This is a genomic window from Stenotrophomonas sp. 278, from assembly GCF_003935715.1.
Lineage (GTDB): Bacteria > Pseudomonadota > Gammaproteobacteria > Xanthomonadales > Xanthomonadaceae > Stenotrophomonas > Stenotrophomonas maltophilia_AH.
This window is the reverse complement of sequence record NZ_RHPP01000227.1, coordinates 1-3,863: the sequence shown is the minus strand read 5'-3', so window position 1 is coordinate 3,863 and position 3,863 is coordinate 1. Positions and strand designations below refer to the sequence as shown.

1 protein-coding gene and 1 pseudogene are annotated in these 3,863 nt (G+C 68.6%); both read left to right on the top strand.

Annotation, left to right across the window (positions count from 1 at the left end; genetic code table 11):
• The first annotated feature begins 396 nt into the window (after window positions 1–396).
• Entirely contained in the window at window positions 397–3,351 is a 2,955-nt protein-coding gene (locus EGJ34_RS20855) for an EAL domain-containing protein (protein ID WP_125362326.1), read from the top strand.
• Between the two features lie 273 nt (window positions 3,352–3,624).
• Window positions 3,625–3,863: pseudogene (locus tag EGJ34_RS20850) on the top strand (dioxygenase); the annotation flags it as partial.

Sequence of the window (3,863 nt, the reverse complement as noted above, 5' to 3'; positions counted from 1 at the left end):
GGGCGGCGGCCGGGGGCGCGGCCTCGCGGTCGCAGGCAGCCAGGCCCAGCGACAGGCTGGCGGCAATGGCGAGCATCAGGGTGGGGCGGCGCAGCTTGGACATGCAACTTCTCAGGCAACGGGAAACCACCAAGTCTAAACCCGTGGTTGCGGCCGCAACTGCCCTTGTGTGGCGGGAGCTGTGGCCGGTTGTGTTGTCGCCAGTTATGTGAATACCGTCACAGACCTTTCCGTGCGCCGCGGGCTGGTGCATGCTGGGCCGGTACAGGCGTGCCAAGGCCTGGCCGACGGGGAATCGGCCGGAGCCGCATCAAGAAATTGAGACATTGGCCGCTCTCGTCTGCAGGACTCGGGAATTGTTTTCATGTCGTCAGCTGCGTGGGGGAGTGTCAGGCAATGCCCGCGATGAACCGCGCCATGGCGCGACCGTTGCGGACCTTGGTGTGGCTGGGCGTTGGCCTGGGCATGCTGCTGGCCGTGGGCCTGGCGGTCATGCTCGCCAACGACTACCAGCGCCGCCAGGAAGCCGCGCAGCGACAGAGCACGGCCATCTCCGCCGGCACCCAGCGCCTGCTGCGGCTGGAGCTGCGCAACCTGGAGCGCGCCATGCGCGGGATTGCCGCCGACGGCGCGCAGCTGTTCGAGCGGGTGCCGGCCCAGGCCCCGGACCTGCTGGATGAATCGGTGCGCGGCGTGCTCGCGCGCCACCAGGAACTGGAAAGCATCGTGGTGGTGGACGAGTTCGGGCGCGCGCTGACCAGCGGCAGCGGCGATCTTCATCTGCCTCTGTGGGCGGTGGACAGCAACCGTGGACAGAACAGCCGCCTGTACCTGGGGCCACCCCAGCAGACCGCCGCGCAGGACTGGGTGCTGCCGCTGGCGCTGCGCATGGGGGAGAACCGCTGGCTTCTCAGCCGGCTGCGTACCCGTGAGCTGCAGGCGATCATCAACGGCCTGGACGTGGGCAGCGACGGGGTGATTTCGATCACCGACGGCGGCGGCTACATGCTGGCGCGCAGCCCGGATCGCGCGGCGGCGATCGGCAAGCGCTTCGGGCTCAAGCACCGCGACCGGCTCGGCCGCGACGCGGTGCTGCCGCTGGGCATCGAATACAGCCCGGTGGACAACGTGGAGCGCATCTCCACCCTGACCACGCTGGGCGACTACCCGCTCGGCGTGTATGCGGGACTGGGTCGCCGCGACGTGCTCGCGGCATGGTGGCCCTACGTATATGCCTCGGCTGGCCTGGTCCTGCTCTACCTGGGGGCATTCGCCCTGGTCTACCTGAGCCTGCGCCGCGCCACCCGCCGGCAGCATGCGATGAGCGAGGAGCTGCGCACCGGCCATGCGGAGCTGCGCATGGCGCACCAGATCGCGCAGATCTGCACCTGGACGGTGGACGAGGACGCCTCCCTGCTGCGCTGGTCGCCGATGGCACGGCAGATCTTCAACATCCCGATCGACAGCCTGCCGGTGGCGGATTTCTTCAACCGTGTGCACCGTGAGGACGCGCACCGGCTGCAGGACGCATTCCATGTGGCGTTCGCCAACAACGGCGTGCTCGATGAAATGTTCCGGCTGGTGCTGCCCGGCGGCAAGGTGCGCTGGCTGTCCGCGCGCGGCCAGCAGGTGGAAACCGCCGACGGTGAGCGGCGCATGATCGGTGCGCTTACCGATGTCAGCGACCGCATCGAGATCCTGGCCCGCGCGCAGCAGGCCGAGCGCCAGTTCCGCCTGCTGTTCGACCGCAACCCGGCTCCGTTCTGGGTATTCGACCCGGACACGCTGCGGTTCCTGGAGGTCAACGAAGCGGCCGTGACCCAGTACGGTTACAGCCGCGAAGAATTCCTGTCGATGAGCATCCTCGACATCCGTCCGCGCGAAGGCTGGGACGAGATCCGCCAGGCCATCGCCAACGCCGCACCGGGTGAGACCCATGATGCCCAGGTGCGCCTGCACCGGCGCAAGGACGGCACCGTGTTCGAGGTGCGCGCGCACCTGGCCCGGCTCGATTTCGATGGTCGCCAGGCCTGCCTGGTGCTGGCCGAGGATGTCAGCGAGCGGCTCGCCTACGAGCGCGACCTCGCGTACCACGCCACCCACAACGTCGCCACCGGCCTGCTCAACACGCGCGCGCTGGCCGCGCAGCTGGACGAGGAGGGCGGCAGCTACACCATCGCCTATGTGCAGTTCCGCGGCCTGCAGCTGGTGGCCGACACCCTGGGCAGCGAGGTCGGCGACGTGGTGCTGCAGGCCATGGCCAAGCGCCTCGGCGGCCTGGGCGTGCGCTACGGCCTGCTGGCGTTCCAGCCGGCGGAAGATTTCATCTTCGCCATCCGCGACGACCACGAACGCCAGAGCGCGCTGGACACGCTGGTGCAGACGGTGTCCGAGCCCGTGCGCGGACAGGACTGGCTGCATCAGTTCGAGCCGCGCATCGGCGTGGCGGTGAGGTTCGAAGGCGATGTGATCAGCGCGGAGCAGGTGATCGGCATGGCGGCGCAGGCCGCGCATGCGGCGCGCGACGAAGGCAGCGTGATCGCGTGGTATGACAGCACGGTGAGTTCGCGGCTGGCCGAACGCCTGCGCCTGGCCGGGCGCATCCACAGCGCCATCGACAGCGAGTTCCAGCTGTATTTCCAGCCGATCTGCCATGCCGCCGACGGCACCCCGGCGGCGCTGGAAGCGCTGCTGCGCTGGCCGCAGGCGGACGGCAGTTTCATCCCACCGGGCGAGTTCATCCAGCTGTGCGAGGACACCGGCCTGATCCTGGCGCTGGGCCGCTGGGTGATCCGCGAAGCGGCACAGGCGCAGCGGCAGCTGGTGGATGCGGGCTGGGAGCTGCCGATCGCGGTGAACGTGTCGGCGGTGCAGTTCTTCAACAGCGACCTGGTGGCCGAGTTCACCCGCGCCTGCCAGGAGTTCAACCTGTCGCGTGGCGCGCTGCACGTGGAACTGACCGAAAGCAGCCTGATGCGCAAACCCGCCCAGGCCAAGCAGACCATGCAGCGCCTGCACGAGCAGGGCATCTGCATTTCGCTGGATGACTTCGGCACCGGTTACTCGAACATGTCCTACCTGCAGCACCTGCCGCTGGACATCCTGAAGATCGACCGCAGCTTCGTCGCCGATGTGGAGAGCAACCCACGCAATGCCTCGATCTGCCGCGCGCTGTTGTCGCTGGGTCACAGCATGGGCCTGACCATCATCGCCGAGGGCGTGGAAACGCCAGGCCAGCAGCAGTGGCTGGCCGCACATGGGTGTGACCAGGTACAGGGCTTCCTGCTTGGACGTCCGGCCCCGCTGGCCGATGTGATCGGGCGGTTGGAGACCGAGGCGGAAGCGACCTGACCGGGGGCGGAAGAACCGTCCGGTGGCGCAGGAACCTTCCGGCGGGGGAGGAACCGTCCGGTGGCGCAGGAACCGTAGAGCGGGGCTTGCCCCGCTGAGGCTTTACCGGTGGACCCAGCCGGGCAAGCCCGGCTCTACGCGGCATCGGTAACGCCCCAGCCGGGCAAGCCCGGCTCTACGTTCTACATTCGGAACGAATCTGCCCGACGGTGGCTATTTATCGCCATTGATGGCGGCAATAACCTGAGCTCCTGGAACCCCCCGGAGCCCCCCATGTCCCGCCTGCCGTCGCTGTACATCTCCCACGGTTCACCGATGACCGCCCTCAACCCGGGTCAGGTCGGCGTGCGCCTGGCCGAGCTGGCCGCGCAGCTGCCCCGGCCGCGGGCGATCGTGATGGCCTCGGCGCACTGGCTGACCTACCAGCCAGCGGTGGGCGCGCACCCGCAGCCGCCGACCATCCACGATTTCGGCGGCTTCCCCGAGGCGCTGTTCGCGCTGCAGTACCCGGC